The sequence below is a fragment of the Amaricoccus sp. genome, from assembly GCF_036846665.1.
GTDB lineage: Bacteria > Pseudomonadota > Alphaproteobacteria > Rhodobacterales > Rhodobacteraceae > Amaricoccus.
Genome location: NZ_DAIUBO010000306.1, coordinates 1 through 3,896, shown reverse-complemented (window position 1 = coordinate 3,896; position 3,896 = coordinate 1). Strand labels below are relative to the sequence as shown.

At 73.5% G+C, this 3,896-nt stretch carries 5 protein-coding genes and 1 pseudogene; all 6 read right to left on the bottom strand.

What is annotated here, in order from left to right:
• Positions 1-504 (bottom strand): annotated as a pseudogene (locus V7050_RS19255) (phage portal protein); the annotation flags it as partial.
• A 38-nt stretch (positions 505-542) separates the two neighbouring features.
• Positions 543-1,109: an HK97 family phage prohead protease gene (locus V7050_RS19250; RefSeq protein WP_324369056.1), complete on the bottom strand. Its 567-nt coding sequence runs from the start codon at positions 1,107-1,109 to the stop codon at positions 543-545.
• The gene (locus V7050_RS19245) at positions 1,109-2,377 is read right to left on the bottom strand and encodes a phage major capsid protein (protein WP_324369058.1); all 1,269 of its coding nucleotides are present in this window, start codon (positions 2,375-2,377) and stop codon (positions 1,109-1,111) included. Before V7050_RS19245 ends, V7050_RS19250 begins: the two co-directional genes overlap by 1 nt.
• Positions 2,362-2,691: an HNH endonuclease gene (locus V7050_RS19240; RefSeq protein WP_324369059.1), complete on the bottom strand. Its 330-nt coding sequence runs from the start codon at positions 2,689-2,691 to the stop codon at positions 2,362-2,364. Before V7050_RS19240 ends, V7050_RS19245 begins: the two co-directional genes overlap by 16 nt.
• Positions 2,688-3,275, bottom strand: coding sequence for a head-tail connector protein (locus V7050_RS19235; RefSeq protein ID WP_324369061.1), 588 nt, complete (start codon positions 3,273-3,275; stop codon positions 2,688-2,690). Before V7050_RS19235 ends, V7050_RS19240 begins: the two co-directional genes overlap by 4 nt.
• The coding region (locus tag V7050_RS19230; protein ID WP_324411059.1) for a terminase TerL endonuclease subunit at positions 3,266-3,896 on the bottom strand (631 nt) is incomplete at its 5' end. The genes V7050_RS19230 and V7050_RS19235, both read right to left, overlap by 10 nt.

The following is a 3,896-nucleotide window of genomic DNA, read 5'->3' as shown; positions in this document are numbered from 1 at the left end:
GCCGATTGGGGGCCCCCGGAAGCTCTCGTGACGCCCCCGCCCCCCTCCGGGGCGGAGCGGGGCCGAGAGCGAGCCCCGCCGCAGGGGCGCCTGTCCCGACCAGGGCGCCACCGGGTCGGCCGCCAGCCGGACATGCAGCACCTCCGGCGCCAGCACGGTCTCGGAGCGCCCGCCGCCCGCCTCGGGGATGCTCAGGCGGTAGGCGCGCGGCGTGCCGTCCCGGGTGCTGACATCCCAGTCCGAGCAGGGCACCAGCCGGTCGCGGATCAGGAGCACCGCCTCGCCTCGGAACGCCAGCGCACGCGCCAGGAGGCCCATGGTGCGCCGGTCGAGCAGGTCGGTCCCGGTCACGTCCGCGAGCGCGAAGGCGCCCTCCCAGAGCGAGGCGCAGGCCTGCACCGTCGCCGTCAGCTCGGCGAGCCCCGATCGCCCGGAGATGTAGCTTTCCCGCGCCGCCATGATTGCCGCGGTGAAGCCGGTTCCGGCCGATCGGGTTTCGGTCACGGGCACCCTAGGTTGCCGCCGTGTCAGCCATCCGAGCATCACGCCCTCCACCGTCCGCGGCCGCGCCTGGGCCGATGCGGGATCGTCCGCGTGATCTCCCAGGAGCGCGCCGCCACCTGGGCGCTCGCGTAGGCCGGCCGCGTCACGACGCTCAGCTCGTGCAGCTCGGCCGAGCGCACCACCCGGAGCAGCCCGCGATTCAGTTTCAGCACCTCGTCGCTGGTCACGACGAAGCCGGGGGAGACCCCGGTCGCAAGCCGGCCGTGAACCATCGCCAGCGCATCGCGCCCCGTGGTCGAGTCCGCGACGGCCGGATCCAGCGTCGCCTCGAAGACGAGCGCATCGTCGCGATCTTCGAGGCGCAGGCTGCCGGCCCGCGTGCTCGCCAGTGGCCGATTGAAGTCATGGCCTAGCAGCAGGTGAATTTCCTCGCCGGCCTCGATGCGCGCCCGGAAGGCCCGGCCGCCGATCTTCTCCCACCGCCGCGGGCCGAGGTCGGTTTCGGTCTCGTAGGGGAAGCGCCCGGACAGCCGGGCGCTCCCGTCTTCGGCCGCGCGCAGCTCCAGGCCGCCGCCCGCGCCGCCCCAGAGAAGCGCGGGCGCCATCACGCCAGCTCCAGCCCGGTCAGCACCTCGAGCTGCGCCGGCCGCGCCACCGTCACGTCCGCCGTCGCCAGCGCCGTGATACGGAGACCGCCCGAGGCCGCGTCGGCGAACGGGTCCCGGATCACGTCGACCGCGCCCCAGGCGCCCACGAAGATCGGCGCGACACCGCCGGCCGCCGTGCTCAGCAACGCCGAGCAGGCGAGCGGCGAGCCGGTCGGCGCGGCGAGCGCGTTGCTCGACATGGCGATGTTGCCGGGCGGGACGCTCCGCGTCAGGCGGTCCCATTCCGTGACGCCGGTTCCGGTGTCGATATAGGCGCCGTCGAGGAAGTCCCAGAGCTCCGGCCGGATCAGCGCCCGCACCGCCGAAGGCGAGCCCGCCGCATTCGCGACCATGAAGGCGGTCACGCGGGCGCGGAAGGCCGCCCAGCTCGCCGAGGCGCCCGCATCGGTCGCGGTGATGCCGTAGGTCGCCGCGCCGGCGACGACCCCGAGCGGCTGCCCGTTCGCGCCGGTCCCGAGGAAGATGGCCCGGTCGAGCGCGACACCCATCGCCGAATTCATGTCGCGCCGCACCGCGGCTTCGAGCGCCGCGCCGGACTGCTTCAGCGCCTTGCGCGAGATCTTCATCTGTACGCCGAGGTTCTGCTCCGGCTTCAGCGCCCGGTCGGTCGTGGCGAAGGTCGTCGGCCCGGCAACGTCTGCAAGCTCGCCGTCCGCCCAGCCCGCCGCCACGGAGCTCGTGACCACCGGCCACTCGGTCGAACCGGATTCGATCGCGATCATCTGCGCGCCCATCCGGCCGGCGGCCAGGTCGGGGAACAGGCGATCGATGATCGGCCGGGTGGTCACGGGATCCGGCGTGCCGCCCGCGATCGTCTCGCCCGCGCGCGCTTCGAGCGCGAGCCAGGGGACCGGAACGCCGCGATAGCCGCCCTGACTGCGCAGCTCGGTCACCACCTCGGCCGTCCGGCCGTCGATCTCCCGGCCTTCGGCCAGCGCCAGCGCCACCTGGCGCAGCTCGAAGGCGGCGACGAGCTCGGACCACTCACGGCCGCCGCGGGTTTCCAGCTCGCCCTTGGCGTCGCGCCGCTCTTCGTCCTCGGCCACGAGCGCCGCGCGATAGCGGGTCTCGTTCTGCCGGTACTCCGCGTCCATCTCGTCCATGGTCCGCACCTCGTCCTCGGTCGGGCTTTCCTTCCCGGCGAGGCCCGCGAGCGCCTGCCGGATTTCCGACTGTCGGCGCGCGATCTTCACGCTATCGAGCATGTGACATTCCTTTCGCTGCTCGGTTTCCTGCCGTCCCTTTCGAGGGCGCGGACGGCTGCGCGCCACTTGTCGCGAGCCGGGGCCACTTCAGGGCGCCCGAGCTCGGCGTTGGTCTTGGCGACGTGGCAGGCGATGCAGAGCGCCTGGAGGTTCGCCGGGTTCCATCGCAGATGCGGGTGCGTCCGCACCGGCTTGACGTGATCCACCTCGAGCCGGCCATGCTTGCCGCAGGCCTGGCAGGTGTTGCGGTCCCGCGAGAGCACAAGCGCCCGCAGCGCCATCCAACGCTGGCCCGATGCCGAATGCCGGCTCATGCCACCACCGGCCGGCGGAAGGGCGCGAGGTCCGCGACCACGCCCGGCGTCAGCATCCGGCCCTCGCCGCGGCGGTCATAGCGCGCTGCCACCATGTCGAGGATCGCCTGCCTCACGCCCGCGGGCGTGCCGGTCCCGGCGACGAAGCGCACGCGCACCGCGTTGATCGCTGCCATGGTCGCCGGCCAGGAGAAGCCCGCGGCCGGCACGATCCAGCCCTCGAAGCCGGGCGCGTCGTCCACCGCGAAGTTGCCCGTGTCGACCGCGCCCGCGCCGCCCTCGGGATCCGTGAAGGACAGGCTCGTCACGCTGGCCACCGGCCCGATCGGAAGCCGGATCTCCGCGGCCGGGAAGCGGTCGAGCACCAGCTCCCATGTCGCCGGTTCCAGGCAGCGGCCGAGAAGCCCGTTGCGCCCGTCGAGCATGTCGACCGCGGCCGCGATCATCGCCGCAATGCCGGTGTCCTCGTGGTCGCCGTCGACGCGAAGGTATTCCTTCGCCTCGGCGAGCGTGACCGGCAGCACGGCCGGCGGGGTGATGAGCCGCAGGCGCGGCGGTGCGGATTTCGACATCTTCAGCCCCATGCGATTCGCGAGGTCTGCTTCGGCCGCGCCTGCATCCTGGCGCCCTCGGCCACCGCGAGGACGGTTGCCGCGGCCGCGTCGATGCGCCCGGTCGAGCGGGCCTTCGCGAGTTTCAGGTTGTTGGCGGGATCCCGGAGGCACACCGCGTCGGCGAAGGCCGAGCGCAGCAGGAGCGACGGCCGGGCCTTCACCTGGCCGTCATAGGCCGCGCGGCGGAACCGCTCGCAATCCTCGCCGCCGTCGCGGAAGCCCTGGCCGCGCCAGACGATCGGCGCCCGCACGCCGGCGCGCGCCAGGCCCTCGCCGAGCTCGGCCTGCTTGTACCTGTCGGCGGTCACCGCCGCGACGGGCTGACCCGCGACGTGGCGCATCACCTCGACCAGCCAGGGCGCTACCGGCACGGTCTTTTCGCCGAGCACGGTCAGCTCGCCGCGATCCTGCATCTCGACATAGCGCCCGGCCACGCCGTCGACCTGGCCGCGGTCGAGCAGCGACGGCTGGCCGGGGAAGGTTCCGAGCACCTCGAGGCGGTTGGTCTCCGGCCAGGAGAAAGCCGCCGCCGGCATGCTGGCAGACCCGCCGAGATCGATCCCGATCACCACCCGCCCCGAGCGGGCGGGC

Excerpts from the sequence above, each read along its gene's own strand:
- V7050_RS19250 (WP_324369056.1), bottom strand. The coding sequence starts at position 1,109 with ATGGCGCCCGCGCTTCTCTGGGGCGGCGCGGGCGGCGGCCTGGAGCTG.
- V7050_RS19245 (WP_324369058.1), bottom strand. The coding sequence starts at position 2,377 with ATGCTCGATAGCGTGAAGATCGCGCGCCGACAGTCGGAAATCCGGCAG.
- V7050_RS19240 (WP_324369059.1), bottom strand. The coding sequence starts at position 2,691 with ATGAGCCGGCATTCGGCATCGGGCCAGCGTTGGATGGCGCTGCGGGCG.
- V7050_RS19235 (WP_324369061.1), bottom strand. The coding sequence starts at position 3,275 with ATGGGGCTGAAGATGTCGAAATCCGCACCGCCGCGCCTGCGGCTCATC.